Genomic DNA, 17168 nt, shown 5'->3' with positions numbered 1-17168 from the left:
CCTCCTATATTATTTAGTATATTACTATATATATTAATATGTGTCATGAAATTTCGATTTCAATAAAAAAAGCAAGCCTCCTATTAGGGCTTGCTTCAGAAATTATGAGAATAACCTTTTGAAAAAGCTTTTCTTCTTCTGGCCAGCAGTTGAAAGCCATAACCTAATTTCAAAACTAAGGTCGGGATTCTCACTTGCTAATTTTTTGATTTTGTCTCTTACGGTATCACGTTCTGCCTCATTCTTGGTCCTATCATACTCTTCAAAAAGTTCATTCACTTCTTGTTTTAGGTTCATTACGTTCAATTCTTTTTCATCCTGTTTAAAACGCAAAATCTTATCTTCCGCGGAGGTTTTATATAATCTAATTGTGTATGCGTGCTGCGGATACTTCGATTCTAAGGAACTAAGTTCAACTAGAAATAACTCTTTATCAGCAATGGTGGTACTACTTGACAATATTTTTTCATATAGATCAATTGCACTTTGTTTAGCTTCTGCTTCGGTTTTTGAGTCTTCTAGAAGTAATTGCTGTGAAGTCTGCTTTACTCGCTTTTCGATATCCTGAAAAAATTCATCCGATTCTATTAATCTTTCAAACTTTTCGAAGTTTTCGAGTTTTTGCAATACTTTGAGTAACAATTCATTTGAACTCTCATTGACTCCAGTTGATGGATTGCTTCTAGTAACTCCACCCGAAATAATCTCCTTCAGTTGTGGAATTGTATACTCCGAACCCTCTCCAGTTAACCCAACAATCATTTTCATTTTAAATACAGAGATATAATTGTGCTTATAGATTTTTGTATTCCCTTCCCCTAAAACTGTTGGGTTTACATAATCTAGTAATTCTCGTCTTTTATTCTTTATCACGTAGGCTTGTGTCTCGCAGATATCAGCTACTTGTTGAGTAGTGTATAGTGCCTCATTGTCCATAAGAAGGATCTTAGGTGTAAATAACCGTTCTAACCAACCTCTTCTACTGTAAATCTCAAAGAGAACTGAATGTCCAGAAAAGGCATCCATCAAAAGATCTCTCATTTCCTCTTGCTGAGCTTCTTCAATCTCTTCTCTCGATATATAATCACTCATTCTTTCAACACCCGCTTCGTTCTCAGTATATAACTCTATTATAACTGAATAAGAACAGCTTATACAGCTTTATACACCAATTTTCTTATTCGGTTATATCCGAATTAGTACGTATTTATCTGGATTTATCCGGTCTTATACGTATTAATCTGTATATATTCATTACCGAATAAAGAGAGATAAAAGGCTCAATTCAGTGTTTATCCGGATATCTACGTATATACACGGATTTATACGGATTTATCCGGATATATCCGGATAGCAAATCAAGTGGATAAGAGCGAATAACTCGAGTTATACGGATAAATACACTTCTTTTAATAATCCCTTGGTTAAATTCAATTATAATTAAATAATACTATTATAAATATTCAATTCAATTTCATTTATGAATCCTTCTTAAATCTTGTATAATCATTCAAAATAATCATAATAAAAGAGCGGTATATGCTATTTGATAAATAAGCACATAATTTGAATTGCAGTATTGGCAGGAAAATAACAGGACATACTTCACTAGTTAGCTTGATGTACATATTTGTGCTGAAGAGAGAAGACTCTTACCAATCAATTCATTTAAAAATGAGGCTGCAACAACTTAATTGTTTTAATTAGCGACTACCGGTCTCATCACATTCATCAGATCCTCTTTCAATAGAATTAGGGGGACTTACCAGACTAAAAACGGGCGTATAACCAAAGCGGTAACAAGTTCACTAAAGGATGTATTCAAATAACAGGGATGTGAGGGGAGGCCTACATTTCGTTCATAAAACTATTGCGTGTATAAGAAACCATCATCGCTACATTGATGTGAAGTGTTTGCTATCGATTGCTTTTATGGGGAGTTGCAATCAACGGCTGATGTACCGCTATTCCGAATTTGCGCTCCGCAAGAATTCGATAATGTTGTCTGAAACCATAAAATCAAATAAGACTATCTAGACTATCGAAAAACTAATTCGTGAATACCCGGCTGAACTACCGTTAGTCAGAGCATCATAAAAAGAACACGTGCTTACCCGGATGGCACAATCACGCAACGATTAAAGGCTATCAACCAAGCGATACTCGCAGTTCCTACGGTTCGGCGCTTGTTATACGGAGGCAGTCTGTCTATTCGGTGGAGGTCCTCAGCACGCTCACGTTAACGTCCTAGTCATAATGAACGCTGTAGCTGGGGCAGATCCGACGAAATGGTATTGAAGAAGTAGATGGAGTAGGGGAGGGGCTATGTTTGACACATTTTTTTGTGCGTTTTAATTAACAGAACGAAACTTACAGACGCTTAATATGTGGAAGAAAGGGCAAGGAATAAAGTAAGCGGGCTATAAATAGGATAAAATCAACGAAATGATACTGAAAAAAACAACCATGAGGAGATCAACTTTGGGTCTTTGAATGTATAAGGGAAGTAGAGTAACGATGATACTTAACTAACGATATGCAGGTCTCAAAAAATTTACTGTTTTGTTTTCCTGTCTAGATTAAGCAATAAGCCAAATCATAGTAGAAACAAGTATCCCAATGTTACCTTCAGATAACTTGCCCGTCTATAGAGATTGAGATTGAGATTGAAATTGAAACAATCGACCACACAGCCTAGAAAGAAAAGATCAAAGCTTTGAGATTCCTAATCATCGGAACTGCCACTAACAAGTTTAGAATTTGCGCAGCAAGAACTGGTAATTCCATTAATATGCCACGAAAAGAACCCTCAAAGGGGAGAGAGTTTTGAAGGGGATGGTCCACAGCATTAAATGTAAGTGTTACTGAAGATATAATAGCGTTAATAGTACACTGGGCTGAATAAAAAAAGTTCACCTGATAAATATCAAGTGAACTCCATAATAAAGATTATATTACTGATAACTGCTTATAACCGATGGATCAAAACTCTTCTTAGCTGGCCGTTTGGTTGTTGTTCCCGTCCCTAACGATGATGACGATTTATTCTCAGACTTAGGAGTATCTGCAATCACTGTTGAAGGAGTAGGTACAGATTCAACAACTGGAACATCTTTCATCTCTGGTTCAGTATCAACTCCCGGCGGGATAAACACTTCTCTTTCAGGCTCTACACTATAATCCAAAACACCATTTTCCACGTTCTCATTCTGGATAGGAGAAGACATCGTATGCTGTTCTTGTGGGACAACTGACACATTTTCAGAACTTGCAACTTCCTGATGAGGGATAGATACTGGACGTTTCACGAGAATGTTAGAATTAACATTTTCAGTCTTCAGGTTCGCTGCTGAAATATTCATTGAACTTCTTAGTGTTTCAATACTGCGAACTGTAGGAATCTGAAGTTGAAGATTTTGGATGCCGTTCATTGCAATTTCTTTTTGTATCAGATACCGAAGTGAATCAGAGTAGTTGGATTGAGCTGAGATCCACTCAATGATTGCTTCTTCCTCGTCATCACGGAGTTTCATCACAGCCGGCTTTCCGCGTTCTGGAGACTTTGCTCTAGCCATTTTCAATCCTCCTTTCATGAAACAAGTCTAGTGATTATTCTTATACGGTTGGTGTTGCATCCTTTTTCTTCTTCTGAGCCGCATTATTTTTCCCTGTAACGGCAGTGTACTCTGCAGAAGACATGTAATTTTTTTTCAAATGTGCGTAGATTTCGCTACGAACAAAATAGTCTAATCCTTCAGCATTAAGAGTCACAGCATATTTAGCTGGTACATAAAACAACTCTATACGAGTCTTGTCGCACATCTCTTTCAATTTATCAAAGATAATTGATCTTGTAAGGATACTACCGCCACCGTAAACAACCACAACATCAATTTCGTTTGGTCCAATTTTAAAAACTTGGTCATTTACATGATGAACAATTTGAGTTGTTTGGTTCTCACAGTGTGGGTTGAAAGCCTGAATTGCTTCGTTCAAGAACTTGTGCTTCCTTGGAGCATACTGACTTTTCAGAATTTCACTGTATTGTTGTCTCGTAACAGAGTTGAATGCGTGCGGTGCTAAAGATACTAAGTCTGGAATGGCATCCCTAAGTGCATGTCCAATCCCATTGTTTACACCATCACAAAAATCATTATCAACTGCATCTCCCCGAGTGAATGGGGTATCAGTAGTACCATCTCCCATATCCACATGCAAGATGTTTTTTCCGTCGAAGTAGCTTCCATCGACATCCTCTAAATCATATAACTCAGCAAATTCCGAATACAAATCATTGGTCTCATCAGAACTTGATTCATAAGAGTTCGTTCTCCAGTTACCCTCACTGTCCATTTGTAAAGCAAAAGTCACTGGGGTACCTTCCTGAAGCACATGGACATAATCAAAATCAATCGACACGTTAACTTTCTTTGTTAGCCCCAAATGCACAGTAACCGTATGAGTTTCACTCATAAACTTTTTCCGATATGTCGCCACGTTTTCAGGGGAACATTGTTTAACCGGTAACGCTGTACCCATATCAGCAACTACTTTAATCTCATCAAGGCTTTCTCCAGCAAGGTGAGCTTCTTGAACCGCTCTGGCAGCAACTAAAGCCAAAGTATTTATGTAAGGAACCAGTTGATCTGACTTCGACTCATTTCCTTTAACATATAAATTTGTTACATTTTCACCTTTTGTTTTGAGGGCATGTGTCCCAACTGTGTACATTCCTGTTGGTACAGCAGACGAAATGATAGAAACCACCAGATTATCATAAATATTCTTCAGGTTTTTCTGAACCTCAACATCGTCATCTTTCCAAGGCATTTGACCAATCAGGGAATAAACATTCGGTTGTCTGATCAATTGACCGTTGATGTACATATCTATCTCACTGTTACCAATATCATTTCCAATATTCATATGTAATTTTAAAGTCATTTGTTTACCTCCTAAATTTGTACGTTACCATAACATACCACATAAAGAGTCTATCTTTTTTCATAATTACAGTCAACCACTAATTTAATATAATAATGATTGTATTTTTAATCATTTATATTTGTTTTATGTTCCATTTATAATTAAATATAAATTGTTTATAAATACAAGTATACCTCGGTTTAACCGTATTAAATCAGTTTAATGCGAATAAATCCGGATATATCCGTGTATCCACCTATCGAATAAATACGGATATCCGGATATATCCGGTTAATGCCCTATTTATCCGAATTAATTTGTATTTATTCAGATAAAAACAACATTTGATATATACATTTAGTAACCTTTTAGAATTCAATTTAGTAACACTCTGAGCAACCAATTAATCGATAAATTAGTAATCCATTATCTAATCCAATTCATCTACATTTTCATTCAGTGATGAAAACCACTTGATAATGCAGCTAACAATTGAATATCAAAGAGTTATTCTCTTGAACAAAACGCGACCAACACCGTATAATACTCTCCAATCAACCCAAGCCACTCATGGCTTAAGAAAGGAGAGCATAATGGAACCAAAAAAGAAAAGAAAACCTGCATCCGAGTTTTCATTGGGTGAAGTCATCGATTTACTTACCGATAAAGATTGGAATATGCTCACTGACCTATATATGTGTAGGTGCATGCCTCAAAGAGCCCTAATGGAGTATTACTTCATCGACACTCCAGCCTATCATTATTCAGAATACGAAAAAGCATCCCATGAGAAGAGGAGAGAGCTAGAAGGAAAAAACCGCATTCGAGCATTAGATCGACTCAGGAGAACCGTAAAGAGATTAAAAGATCGAGGTTTAATTGAGTACTCTTCGTTCGATCCCAACGCGTCGAGTTTACCAGCAAAAAAAAGAACCCATACGAGATCAGGGAATACGTGGTACTTCCTGAGTAGTAGAGGTCTTCGAGTGGTGGAAGTGAAGAGAGGGATACTTGAAGAAAATCGATTATCTAAAAATGACTTAGATATGGAGCGAGCTAAGAAGGAACATTTCTGGGAACTTGGCAAAGTATACTTAGATCTAAGATATAACTTGTTAAACACGAATCAAGAACTTCGTCAGTATTATGAATGGGATTGGCATCCGTCAATGACGGTCTATAGCGATGACGAAACCATTTATGTACGGCCTGATGCAATACTTCGGATAGGCCAGCAAGTTTTCTTTGTGGAGTTGGATCGCTCAACCGAACCAATTCAACGTTCACCTTTTCAAACAGAACAAGTATCCATAGAAAAGAAACTAGAAAGGTATCGTAACGTATTTAGGCTTACATCAAATGAAATTATTCAGCAAGGGATAATAGCTTTCATTATTCCTGAAGCAATCTATAAAACGCGATTAGATAATATTGAGAAGGCTGCAGCTGAAATATTCCGAGTCAACAACAAAGTACTTACGGGGAAAGTAATAGAAGACATCATTCTAAAGATAACCTAATGCTTATAACAACATTGATGAATTAGTTTCATTAACTCAGGCTTATATTCGTATGGAACTAAAATGAGGTATTATATATTAATATACTAATTAGTTAGCTATTATGTTAGTATACTACTTATAATTTCTCCAATGAGAGGAGGTTTACCTACAGTGAAAAAAAACACCAAGGTCGTTTTAATAAGTATCAGTTTACTCCTCCTATTAACAGCTCTTTTTTTGTTTATCCGTACGCCAAGTCAGAACACAGAGAAACAGGAGGTTTCACAACAAACTACAGAACCTACCGTACAAGCGTCACCGGAAAATAACTCTCCACCTGTAACAGATGAGGTAGTTAAAGACCGTGATGAATCGCATGAGAAGGTTGAGAACATCATAGACCAAGCTACCCGTATCGTTGTTGACAGAGCACCTGGTTTTTGGGAGAAAGTGAAGAACACAGGGAACTGGTTTATGGAGTTTGATACCAAGTATGCACTGATTCTTCTAGGTGTTTCCGTCCTTATTTTCTCAGTAGTTGGTGGAGAGGGGAGCAGAAAGAAAAATAAACGCTAGCAAAGTGGGGTGTTCCTTTGGGATTCCTATCAAAAAGACCATCGAAACAAGATGGTGAACAAGGAAATGAAGAGAGCATTAAGAAAGAACGTAAGTTTGAAAAAGGATTGAAACCCAAATCTCCAAAAAGAATTGCAGGTAAGCGAATTATTCGTTACCTATTCTGGATCTTCGTTATATTCCTCATCATAAAAGGTGCAGTGTCCTATGCTAAGGGAACTCAAATTATCCAAGAGGTCACCAATATAGGAAAAAACCAAACCATAGTTGAGGACAGCCTTAAGGGCTTTGCCAGTGATTTTGCAACCGAATATTTCACATGGTCAGTTAACAATGTTAATGATCGCGCTGTACGCCTTCAACGCTTTATCAGTGGAATCGATCAGGATGCTGGCTTGAAAGGCTATGAAATTAAAGGGTCATCCAACGTAATTTCCGTTGAGATTTATGACACGTCACAGATCAGTGATTCACAGTATGAAGTTACTTTGAACGTTAGACGTGAAGTGGATTTAGATTCACTACAAGGTGCTGAGCCATCCAAAGATAAAAAAGGCAGTGTAATCAAAAAAACTTACATGGTTGTTCCAGTAACTGTGTCCCCCTCCGGATATGTGATCCAGTCTTACCCGCGTTTCATTGGGAATCAATTAAAAGGGGAGTCCGCCCCCTTAACACCAGGGGAATTGAATACGAATGTAGATCTCATTAATCAATCATCCGAATTGGCAACAAACGTTCTTCAAGCTTATTTTGCTGGGAATGTTAATCAGCTGAAGTATTTCTACGAAGACAGTGGTACCGCTCCTTCGAGCTTAAGTCAAAGTGAATTCACATTGGACAAAGTCGAAAATGTATCACTTTATAATATGCCAAGTAGCGAAGGCCGTCCTGAGCATATTCGTATGGAGACTTCCGTTTTGGTTCAAAACGACATAGGGGAAGTTTTTACGAACCGTTGGATTCTTAATGTCGTGAACAAAGGAGATCGGCTTTATGTTTTGTCCATCGGTAACCCTAAACAAGAGTCGATAGAATCTGGGGAAGAGATGGGCATGAACACTCAACAACCATCTAACGATGAGGAAACACGAGAAGAGATCTCCACACCGGAAGATAATCATGCATTCCATTACTTCAACAGAATAACCGAGAGGAGTAAATTACTTTATGCGTTTAAACCATTTTCTAAATAAATCCTTATTGATTCGGGTCTCTCTTATGGTCTGTACTGGACTATTGATTGCTTTACCTGCATTTGCTGCTAAAGATCCAGGTGTGGAAGCAAACTCTTGGATTGTAAGAAATATTGGTGCTCTTATACCAGGTGTCATTATTATTGGGGCTGTTATATTCCTAGTTACTCGTGACTGGATGAAAGCTTTAAGTTTCTTTGGCTTGGTGTTGTTAGTTGCAGTAATCTCTGACTGGGAAGCCATGAAAGGTTTTGCCAAATCCCTCTGGACTACCATCTTTGGTTAAGCTATGAGCAATAAAAAAGAAAATCCCAGGATCACCGTATCGAACTATTCAAAAATATGGACATTGGACTGGGTCATTTACGCGATAGAAGGAAAGAAACTTCCCCTGCCAGCCAATCTTCGAATCGTGGGAATCTTTTTCGCTTGTTTAATCTTTTGGGCTATCGTTGGGAACATTCTATTTTTCATACCCGCGGTTTACACATATGCCTTTCTACCAGGAGTATCCGCTTGGATTATCGCTAAACAAAAGCTCGACGGCAAGGCCCCCCATAAATGGCTATTGGGCATGATTTTCTATTGGATGCGCCCCAAACATTTACATAGGTACCGCAAAGTTGAGCACAATCACCGGTATGTTTACAAAACCAGAATTACATACCGCAACAGTAGAAGAGAGAGCGAGTAACCACGCTCTCTTTAAATAAGGAGGAACTACCCATTGTCTACGCTTGGAAAAGTGCAGAAAAAACCAAACAAAATCAATGTTGAGTTCCCAATCGCTTACTTCGAGGGAAACCTCATTTTCAACCATAACAAAGAAGTTTGGGCCGTCTACGAGTTGAACTCCTATATCTATGATCATCTCAGTGACCAGCAAAAACTAGATCGACTCTTAACGCAAACAGCTTCTCTAAACATGCTCACAGACCGCTTTCAACTCCTTTGGCTACCCAAAACCCATGATATTCATGAGCATCATGAAAAACTTAGGCATAAAAGGGTCTCCGGTCCACTAAAAAGCCGAGCACTTGGAATCATTGATATGATGGAAGATTACCTTATTGGAAATTACAACGCCGTGGATGGAGCAAACAACGCCAACTACAAAGCATACCTGATTGTCTTTCTTCCTAGCAGCGATAGTAAAGATTTAGCCGAAGAACTGGGCACACTCGCCATTGAACTTAAAAAGTTCGTCTTAAATCCAAAGAGAGCCATTGAGAATTTTGCAGGTTTAAACGATCCTGAAATTTTTGAACATGAATACGTAAGTTACCAATCCAAGGAACGACAGATTTTCGAACGACTATCTCGCCGATTAAAGATCAAGCGAGGTACCGAAGCAACAACAGAATGGCTCATCCGTCGGAATTTCTGGTGGGGGATTGCCGAACCTCCAATGCGCTCATCCGAAAAGGATCCTTGGTCTCCGAAAAAGACGAAAGGTACGAAGCAGGGAAAACGATCATTCTTATATGACTCGAGACAAGTTCTTACCCTCACCGAAGCTGACATCGATACCAGTCATCCGCGGCGTATAACAATGACGCAACTTTATGAGGGTACAGAGCAATCCATTCACCATGCGTATCTTTCACTCTCGGATTTACCGGAAAGCATGGATATGCCAGGGAGTGAATGGCTGTATAGTGCAGCAACCCTCCCATTCCCCGTGTCGATGAGTATCAAGGTAGACATTCTGGAAGCAAGAGACGCACTGAAGAAATTAAGCCGTAAGCGGATGGACATCGACAACCAGGTGAAAAACATACACGAAGCACGAGCTACCGTTCCAGTAGATCTCCAAGAAAAACAAGAGAATGCCATGTATTTGGAAGATGAATACAAAAAACGGAAGAATCCCACCTTCATCACGCAAGTCACCTATGGGCTCTATCATACTGACCTGGAAATGTTAAAGAGTAACGTCTCCATATTAACAGACCATTACCGTGATTTCGGAAATATACAGGTTGAACTGCCTAGTGGTGATCAATGGCTACTGTTTAATGACTTCATACCGGGTTCACCAAAATATGTCACAGACTATATCCATCGGATCCCCCCTGAATTCTTAGCTGCAGGCATGGTAGGAGCTACACAGGAACTTGGTGATGGTAAAGGACTATACATCGGTACAACCGGTTCATTGGAACACCCCGTATATTTTGACCCGGCTAACGCCAGTCAAGAAAACCGAAGTCCTAGTATGACCGTTACGGGTACGTTAGGTGGCGGTAAATCGGTCACTGCCAACCTACTCGGATATCAAAATGCCATTCTGGGGGGTAAAACACTCATTTTTGACCCGAAAGGGGAGAGATCGAACTGGCCTGAAGATCTACCGGAGCTTGCCGGTCAAATCCAAGTGGCCACCCTATCCACAGAAAAAGAAGATATGGGGAAACTGGATCCATTCGTCATGCTTAACGATATTGAAACGGCAAAAGAGGCAGCGGTTGAGATCCTGGCATACCTATCTTCTACGAAAACGAACTCCGTGGAGTATAGCTATATCTCCCAAGCCGTCAATATCGTAGCCAAAGAGCCCGATCCCTATCTCGCAAAAACTATATCCGTCCTTTACGGCATGGGTGTAACCAAACCTCAGGCTACGATTCTAGCTGAGATATTGGAAAGCTTCGAAACCCTTTCCTTTGCGAAATTGCTGTTTGGGACCGGAGGAGAATCCACGATCAAAATGGATTACTCCATTAACATTATTCAAATTCAAAATCTCAAGTTGCCCTCTCCAGAAAAAGCCCAAGAGAACTACTCTTTGGCGGAAAAAATGAGTGTGGCTTTGATGTTTGCAATTGCCCGATTCACTCATAAATTCATTTATCATGATACCTCCATCTTTAAATTTGTTTTAATGGATGAAGCGTGGGCCTTGCTTGGAACCGAAGCGGGTAAAGCATTGGCCGATACCATTGTCCGTACCGGCCGAAGCCTCAATGGGGGTGCCGTGTTCATCACGCAAAATGCAACGGATGTTGCTGGCGATCTAGCAGGGAATATCGGTGCCAAGTTTGCTTTTCGCGACCAAGACAGCGACAAAATTAAAAACACCCTTGCCTACTTCGGCTTAGAAGCTACTCAGCAGAACATTGATATGATACGAAATCTAGAAAATGGCCAGTGTTTGATGCAGGACCTGTATGGGCGTATTGGTCTTGTCCACATTGATGTCGTATTTCAGCACTTGTTTGATTGCTTCGATACCCGTCCTCATGCCAAAGAGGAAGATCAAGCTCAGGAAGAAAACGCGAATGTACTGCAGCGTTTCCAACATTATTATGATGAAGAGTACGGTGAGGAGGAGGTTGCCTCGCAGGATGAACAAAAAGATAAAACGTAGCTTTACATGGCTTCATCACCCTATATGGCTCTCCTTGGGGATGGCGATCATTATCCTGTTCACTAGCTTGCTAAACAGTAATGTGGTAATGGCAGATTCGTTGGATGAAATGATTCCCCAAGATAGTCAATCCGAAGCCAATTATAACAAGTACGGTGTATCACACTACTCTTTCCAAACCGTTGCGAAGGACCATCATTTTTGGCAAGTCGGTGCGAAAGCACAGGATGGAATTGTCCGGGCATTTGATGCCATGTTGTCCATGGTGTTCTTGGCCAATGTGATGATTGTCAAGTTCACGAATTACGTCATCCGAGAAGCTTTCACCTTTAGCTTTATGGACGAGCTCATCGATGCAATCGGGGAAATGATTCAGAACATTACGGGGATTAAGAATGGCATGATTACTTCCGGAAGCTTTTGGGACACCATGGGTGGCATGCTTGTCATGATCACGGTAGGATACATTCTTTATCTTATGGTACGAGGACGAGTGATCGATGGCTTTTCCCAAGCGGTCAGCTTTGTCTTAGCACTACTGGTCTCCATCGCATTCTTTTCTCAGGCAGCAACGTTTTTGAAATTCTCTAATAGCCTGGTTACCTCAATTAGCGATTCCATTTATGTTTCTCTCGCTAAAACCACTGGGCTAAAAACGAATTCCCAAGATGGAGTTACGATCATATCTGAACAGGTATGGGAAGAGCTCGTACTCCGTCCTTACACCATGCTCCAATTTGATGATAGCAAAATCGGCGAGAAAGACCCTCAACTTCTGGATAAAGTACTCAAGACTGCAGCCTTTTCAGAGGAACGTGAGGAAGCGTTAAAAGAAGCCGTAACCAAATATCCCAAAGTGGAACAAGAACGTTCAGCCTCACAAGCCATTATCGTTCTCTTTAACTTGCTATTTTCGATCATAATACTAGGTCTTTTCTCGTTTTGGGCCGTATCCACCATATTTATGCGCCTCAAAACACTGATTCATGCCGCTATTATGTCGATTACTCTATTAGCATCGTTGCTTCCTGGCAAAGAGGCAGGTATATCCGTTCTTCGAACTCAATTCGTTAAACTGATCGGAGCCCTCATTATGACGGCTATGACCATGATCTTCTTACATTTCTCATTGGTATTTGGCCATTTGATATACGAAGTTGTTGCAGTGAAAAGTAACAAGGGCTGGTTTACCGGTATGCTTTTGGAGGCCATCGCCATCTTTATGGTATTTAAATACCGTTCAGAAATTAACGGTGTGTTTAGCAAAGCAGTTGGCGTGATTCCCGCTATGCCCAAACAAAAATCGACGGTACTGGACAGCGTGCAACGTAACATTACCCGCTCAATCTATAACCGTGCAACAAACAAAGTGACAGGCATGTTTAATCGCAGGGAACATGAGGGAGTACCCCGTTCCTTTAACCCAAGTGCCATTACCCGGGCTGACAACAACCTTAATGATGCAACCTCTGCCAGTATGATGCTGCGGTACCAACGTGAAAGACAAGCTGCAGAGGATGTTGCTGAAGAAAATGGTGAACCGGTTCAATACACGCCATACGTGAACAAAGTCAATGAGAACCTTCGACATGGTACCACGAACCCGTTCCGCGGGATGGACAAGGAATGGAAAGAGGAAAAAACGCGGCTGAAGGAGATTAAAGACGATGGTGGAGATGTCAAACAAGCTATCTTGTCGCAAGGTGTTCGCGAAGATATGAATGATCAAGAAGTGGCTGCAACGGTATATGGCAATGAGAATGCCATTCGTAAGGCATCCACATTTATGGTTCAGCGTCCGCAACGCGCCGTGGATCAGATGCAAAGGGTCAAATCGCTCAATCGAAACCGCAAATTGCAAACGGCCGTCGACGATTTCTGTATGATCCAACTGTTTGATCGGTACAAAGTCGAATACAAACAAGCGGTAGATACCTCTAATATGACGGATCAACCGGTCCAACATACCGACTTTGTGAAAGAAATGAATGGTAGATTCAAAGAATCTGGCTTAAGCACGAATCAAAAGATCAACGACATGATGCTAGTCCGGTCTGGTAGGGTCTCTATTGCTTCCAAATTCGAAGGCATGGAAGAATTTAAAGCCTACAAAATGCAATTACTGCAAGCGAATGAAGCATTCCGGAAAGTTAACGTGCCTCAAGAAGGCATTGTTGTTCCTGGACCACAAGTACGTGTGACTGTTCCAGCCAATCCAAAGACCATTCTGAAGTCGTTACCTCCTATGCCAAATAGTCAGATTCAGGCGACAGCACAGACGATGGAACAGAAGGCCGCCGTGTTACTGAATGTAAAACGTTCAGTCGAGACACCGTTTTCTCCGAAATCACTCCAATTCAATAACCGGGAATTGAAAGCGAAGATGGATGACTCCGTAGGTAGGCTTAAGGCAGGCATGCGGCCAGAAGATATAAAAATCAATGTCGACGCTGAAACCAACCAGCGTGTGGCCGTTCAGCTTAAAGGGAAGATCTCTACCGAAGTCTCGGACGGACTCCAAGGTGAACTGAAGCATTTAAAAACGATGAAAAGGGCAAGAACGGCCCCAATTAACGCGGAAGTAGAGGATGTTACACAACAGATCCGAAGAAAAGCTCAAGCAGCCCGTACACAATCGGTGAAATCTAAACCAACCGGAGACGAAAGCTAATTTTTAAGTTTAAAGGGACGTGATTATCCTGACTCCTGGGACTAACCCCTCGTCTGGCGCAGGCGAAATGCTCAAAGAGCAAATGAAGCAGCAGGTCAAAAACAAAGTGAATAAGAAAGCCAAGGAGATCATCGGTAAAACCTTGCTTAAATCCCCCGTATTTTGGGGGATTATTCTCAGTATTCTAGCATTCTTTTTAATCTTTTATACGCTAGCAGCAGCCATTTCATCCGCCCAAGAGGTTGCCGAGGAAACCCAAATCTTTGAGAGCATTCTCCCACCAACCATATACGTACGAAATTTTGAGCAGTCGATTACCAGTGATTTTGGGAAGCGGACGCACCCTGTAACAGGGGTTGTCGAGTCATTCCATAAAGGAATCGATATCGGTATCCCGATTGGAACTCCCGTAACCAATTCCTTCGATGGGATCGTGACTCAGGTTAGTTACCCCCGGAAAACCGATCCGGAGTCCACACAGAATGCTGGCATTTACGTGACCGTGGAAAGCACCAACCCTGAAATTGGGATGAGCAGTCGCTACCTTCATCTCAGTAATGCATTAGTCACCACAGGACAATCTGTTCGAGCAGGAGATATCATTGGTTTATCGGGTAACACCGGAAGATCCACCGGCCCTCACCTTCATTTTGAGATGATGCCGCAAGGGGAAGAGGCGATCGATCCTAAACCTTACGTGATGTTAATGTCCAAAGTAACGGAGACGGCAAGTATTGAAGCCTTTGAACTAGCGAAGAAAATCAAGTGGACGAACGCGAACACCGACGGTTCGGATTTTATATCTAACCAAATGATGTATATCAGTAATGTGTATATGACTACTGCAGCTCCAGAGTTTAGCGATCAAGCAACCACATACATTCGTGAACTTGTATCCGGAAGCACCAACGTTGTCGAGATTCTTGCACCTGACGGGAGTACCATAGAACCCGAAGAATCTCCTCCAGTTCAATTACCGTCTGAAATAGGAGGGATGACCCACCCCTTCTTCATTTCCAATGCATCTGCTGCCCAGGAAGAAGAACGGCGTAGTGGGGTGCCAGCCAGTATTACGCTTGCTCAAGCAGCCTTGGAATCGGGATATGGGAAAAGAGCCATATGCAATAATATGTTTGGCATAAAAGCGAATAGTAGCTGGAAAGGGGCTACCTGTATAGCTACAACGCATGAAGAAATTGGCGGAGTCAGCGTACAGATTCAAGCTAAGTTTAGAGCATACAGTAGTCCTGCCGAGTCATTTGCGGATCATTCAAGTTTCCTCATGAAAAATAGCCGATATAAAAAAGCGCTACAGATGGACAATCCTTTTGATTTTGCAAATGAACTGCAGCGGGCCGGCTACGCTACAGACAGTCAATACGCGAATAAATTGAAATCCATTATGATCAGTCAGAACCTGGTTGCTTTAGACATGAACGGAGGAGTTAATCCAGTCACTGGGGAAGCCTATGTAAGCAATCCATTTGGGAGTGGGCCAAGCTCTGGTCTCGTAGACTCGATTACGATCACCTTTGGGTTAAGACAGTACTACGGAACTCCCGCAACACTAGGGAACTCAGGCACTTCCTTTAGAGATCCGGACAGCGGCAACACGATCGTCAATTTGGAGAATTATAATCGTGTGTTAAACCTAGGATATGGGGATTTAAATCCTCCACGAATCTATATGAAAGACATTCCGGAAGCGATAAGCGTCACGGTTAATTCATCCGATAAGGATGCTTTACTCGTAACTAATGTACAATATATAAAGGGGAAATACTGATGAAATCACAAACGGTCGATTTAAACTTTAATTTCTTCATGATGAACTTGGAGTATATGTAACGGTAACCGACACGAATGAACCCGGGGCGTCTATTACTGCTTTGCATCTCCAGTATAAAACCATTCATGGTGGACGTGCACTTATTGAGCTATAATCCATCCCTACGGAATGATAAAATTTAGATACACGTTGTATACTTCATTACATGATTTCTTCGATTTTCATTCATGATGATGGGAAAAGCCCCTAGTATAGGGGCTTTTTTGTTTCACTGATTTCATATAATTGAATTATAATTGATTTATGATTTAGATATATTTATATCCTTATGGAGAGATAAAGCGTTGTCACGAAACGCATGTGAGTCCAAACATCCATCTAACAAGGAACCATAACTTACCTCCTCAATCCCTTATAGCAAACGCTATAATGGGGAAAAGGTGTTATTATGTTTATCAGTCCTATGTTACTTGAAACAGCACCGGGACCGTTCAGCCACTCAGAATTCATCTTTGAACCAAAGGTCGATGGCCACCGGTTGATATACTCACAACAATCCGGACTGTCCGGTTATATACACGTCATCACAATAACTGCACCCGCCAGTACCCAGAATTGGTTTTACCGTTTGACTCTGATATTATCCTAGACGGTGAGGTTGCATGTACGGATCAAAAGACGGGCATAAACGACTTTGAAGCTGTAATGAGCCGGTTTAGTACGCGGCAACCTTCAAAGATCCAACAGCTCACCAGGACACTACCGGTCACGTTTGCCATATTCGATATCCTGCAGTACAAAGGTCAGGACCTACGTAACTTGCCACTCCTGGATCGAAAGGCTATCCTACACCGTCTTCAATTGCCTTCCCGAAGTTTTGGGATTGTACCGCACATCGAAGGCGCAGGAGAGGACCTGTACACCCAGATAGAAGCTAGGGGGATGGAGGGGGTAGTTGGTAAGCATAAGGACAGTCAGTACATCAGCAGGCGGTCCAGAGAATGGCAGAAGGTCATCAACTGGTCATATACTGATGTATTCATTACTGGATACAAAAAGGCTGAGTTCGGATGGAAATGATAATGTTCAGTTGTGCGATGTTTAACATTAAATATATAACATGATTAGATAATGTTTT

General features: G+C 41.0%; 12 protein-coding genes. 9 read left to right on the top strand and 3 right to left on the bottom strand.

Annotation, left to right across the window (positions count from 1 at the left end):
• Nucleotides 1-102: 102 nt before the first annotated feature.
• The 3 genes from AB3N00_RS29250 to AB3N00_RS29240 all read right to left on the bottom strand — a co-directional run bounded on the left by AB3N00_RS29250 (nucleotide 103) and on the right by AB3N00_RS29240 (nucleotide 4944).
• Nucleotides 103-1092, bottom strand: coding sequence for a hypothetical protein (locus AB3N00_RS29250; RefSeq protein ID WP_110756168.1), 990 nt, complete (start codon nucleotides 1090-1092; stop codon nucleotides 103-105).
• A 1862-nt stretch (nucleotides 1093-2954) separates the two neighbouring features.
• A complete protein-coding gene (locus AB3N00_RS29245) occupies nucleotides 2955-3575 on the bottom strand; it encodes a hypothetical protein (protein WP_413037648.1) in 621 nt (206 codons plus the stop codon).
• A gap of 40 nt (nucleotides 3576-3615) precedes the next feature.
• The gene (locus AB3N00_RS29240) at nucleotides 3616-4944 is read right to left on the bottom strand and encodes a hypothetical protein (RefSeq protein WP_413037647.1); all 1329 of its coding nucleotides are present in this window, start codon (nucleotides 4942-4944) and stop codon (nucleotides 3616-3618) included.
• A gap of 575 nt (nucleotides 4945-5519) precedes the next feature.
• On the opposite strand from AB3N00_RS29240, the gene AB3N00_RS29235 reads away from it, so the two are divergent.
• From AB3N00_RS29235 to AB3N00_RS29195, 9 genes are all read left to right on the top strand, one after another.
• Nucleotides 5520-6446, top strand: coding sequence for a replication-relaxation family protein (locus AB3N00_RS29235; protein ID WP_413037646.1), 927 nt, complete (start codon nucleotides 5520-5522; stop codon nucleotides 6444-6446).
• A gap of 153 nt (nucleotides 6447-6599) precedes the next feature.
• Nucleotides 6600-7004, top strand: coding sequence for a hypothetical protein (locus tag AB3N00_RS29230; protein WP_413037645.1), 405 nt, complete (start codon nucleotides 6600-6602; stop codon nucleotides 7002-7004).
• A 17-nt stretch (nucleotides 7005-7021) separates the two neighbouring features.
• On the top strand, nucleotides 7022-8200 hold the full coding sequence (locus tag AB3N00_RS29225; protein WP_413037644.1) for a conjugal transfer protein: 1179 nt from the start codon (nucleotides 7022-7024) through the stop codon (nucleotides 8198-8200).
• The gene (locus tag AB3N00_RS29220; RefSeq protein ID WP_110756157.1) at nucleotides 8175-8486 is read left to right on the top strand and encodes a hypothetical protein; all 312 of its coding nucleotides are present in this window, start codon (nucleotides 8175-8177) and stop codon (nucleotides 8484-8486) included. The genes AB3N00_RS29225 and AB3N00_RS29220 overlap by 26 nt, the downstream gene beginning before the upstream one ends.
• Nucleotides 8487-8489: 3 nt before the next feature.
• Nucleotides 8490-8894 (top strand): TcpE family conjugal transfer membrane protein, encoded by a 405-nt coding sequence (locus tag AB3N00_RS29215; protein ID WP_413037643.1) that lies wholly within the window; start codon nucleotides 8490-8492, stop codon nucleotides 8892-8894.
• A 33-nt stretch (nucleotides 8895-8927) separates the two neighbouring features.
• Nucleotides 8928-11570, top strand: a complete 2643-nt coding sequence (locus AB3N00_RS29210) for an ATP-binding protein (protein ID WP_413037642.1) — start codon at nucleotides 8928-8930, stop codon at nucleotides 11568-11570.
• A complete protein-coding gene (locus AB3N00_RS29205) occupies nucleotides 11548-14241 on the top strand; it encodes a CD3337/EF1877 family mobilome membrane protein (protein ID WP_413037641.1) in 2694 nt (897 codons plus the stop codon). Before AB3N00_RS29210 ends, AB3N00_RS29205 begins: the two co-directional genes overlap by 23 nt.
• A gap of 19 nt (nucleotides 14242-14260) precedes the next feature.
• A complete protein-coding gene (locus tag AB3N00_RS29200; RefSeq protein ID WP_413037640.1) occupies nucleotides 14261-16027 on the top strand; it encodes a glucosaminidase domain-containing protein in 1767 nt (588 codons plus the stop codon).
• A gap of 618 nt (nucleotides 16028-16645) precedes the next feature.
• On the top strand, nucleotides 16646-17110 hold the full coding sequence (locus AB3N00_RS29195; RefSeq protein ID WP_413037639.1) for a hypothetical protein: 465 nt from the start codon (nucleotides 16646-16648) through the stop codon (nucleotides 17108-17110).
• Nucleotides 17111-17168 lie beyond the last annotated feature (58 nt).

Origin of the sequence: Paenibacillus xylanilyticus (genome assembly GCF_047246825.1) — a bacterium.
Classification (GTDB): domain Bacteria; phylum Bacillota; class Bacilli; order Paenibacillales; family Paenibacillaceae; genus Paenibacillus; species Paenibacillus xylanilyticus_B.
This window is presented reverse-complemented; position numbering and strand designations above follow the sequence as displayed.

Coding starts and splice junctions, on each gene's coding strand:
- AB3N00_RS29250 (WP_110756168.1), bottom strand. CDS start 1,092: ATGAGTGATTATATATCGAGAGAAGAGATTGAAGAAGCTCAGCAAGAG.
- AB3N00_RS29205 (WP_413037641.1), top strand. CDS start 11,548: ATGAACAAAAAGATAAAACGTAGCTTTACATGGCTTCATCACCCTATA.
- AB3N00_RS29245 (WP_413037648.1), bottom strand. CDS start 3,575: ATGGCTAGAGCAAAGTCTCCAGAACGCGGAAAGCCGGCTGTGATGAAA.
- AB3N00_RS29215 (WP_413037643.1), top strand. CDS start 8,490: ATGAGCAATAAAAAAGAAAATCCCAGGATCACCGTATCGAACTATTCA.
- AB3N00_RS29240 (WP_413037647.1), bottom strand. CDS start 4,944: ATGACTTTAAAATTACATATGAATATTGGAAATGATATTGGTAACAGT.
- AB3N00_RS29235 (WP_413037646.1), top strand. CDS start 5,520: ATGGAACCAAAAAAGAAAAGAAAACCTGCATCCGAGTTTTCATTGGGT.
- AB3N00_RS29220 (WP_110756157.1), top strand. CDS start 8,175: ATGCGTTTAAACCATTTTCTAAATAAATCCTTATTGATTCGGGTCTCT.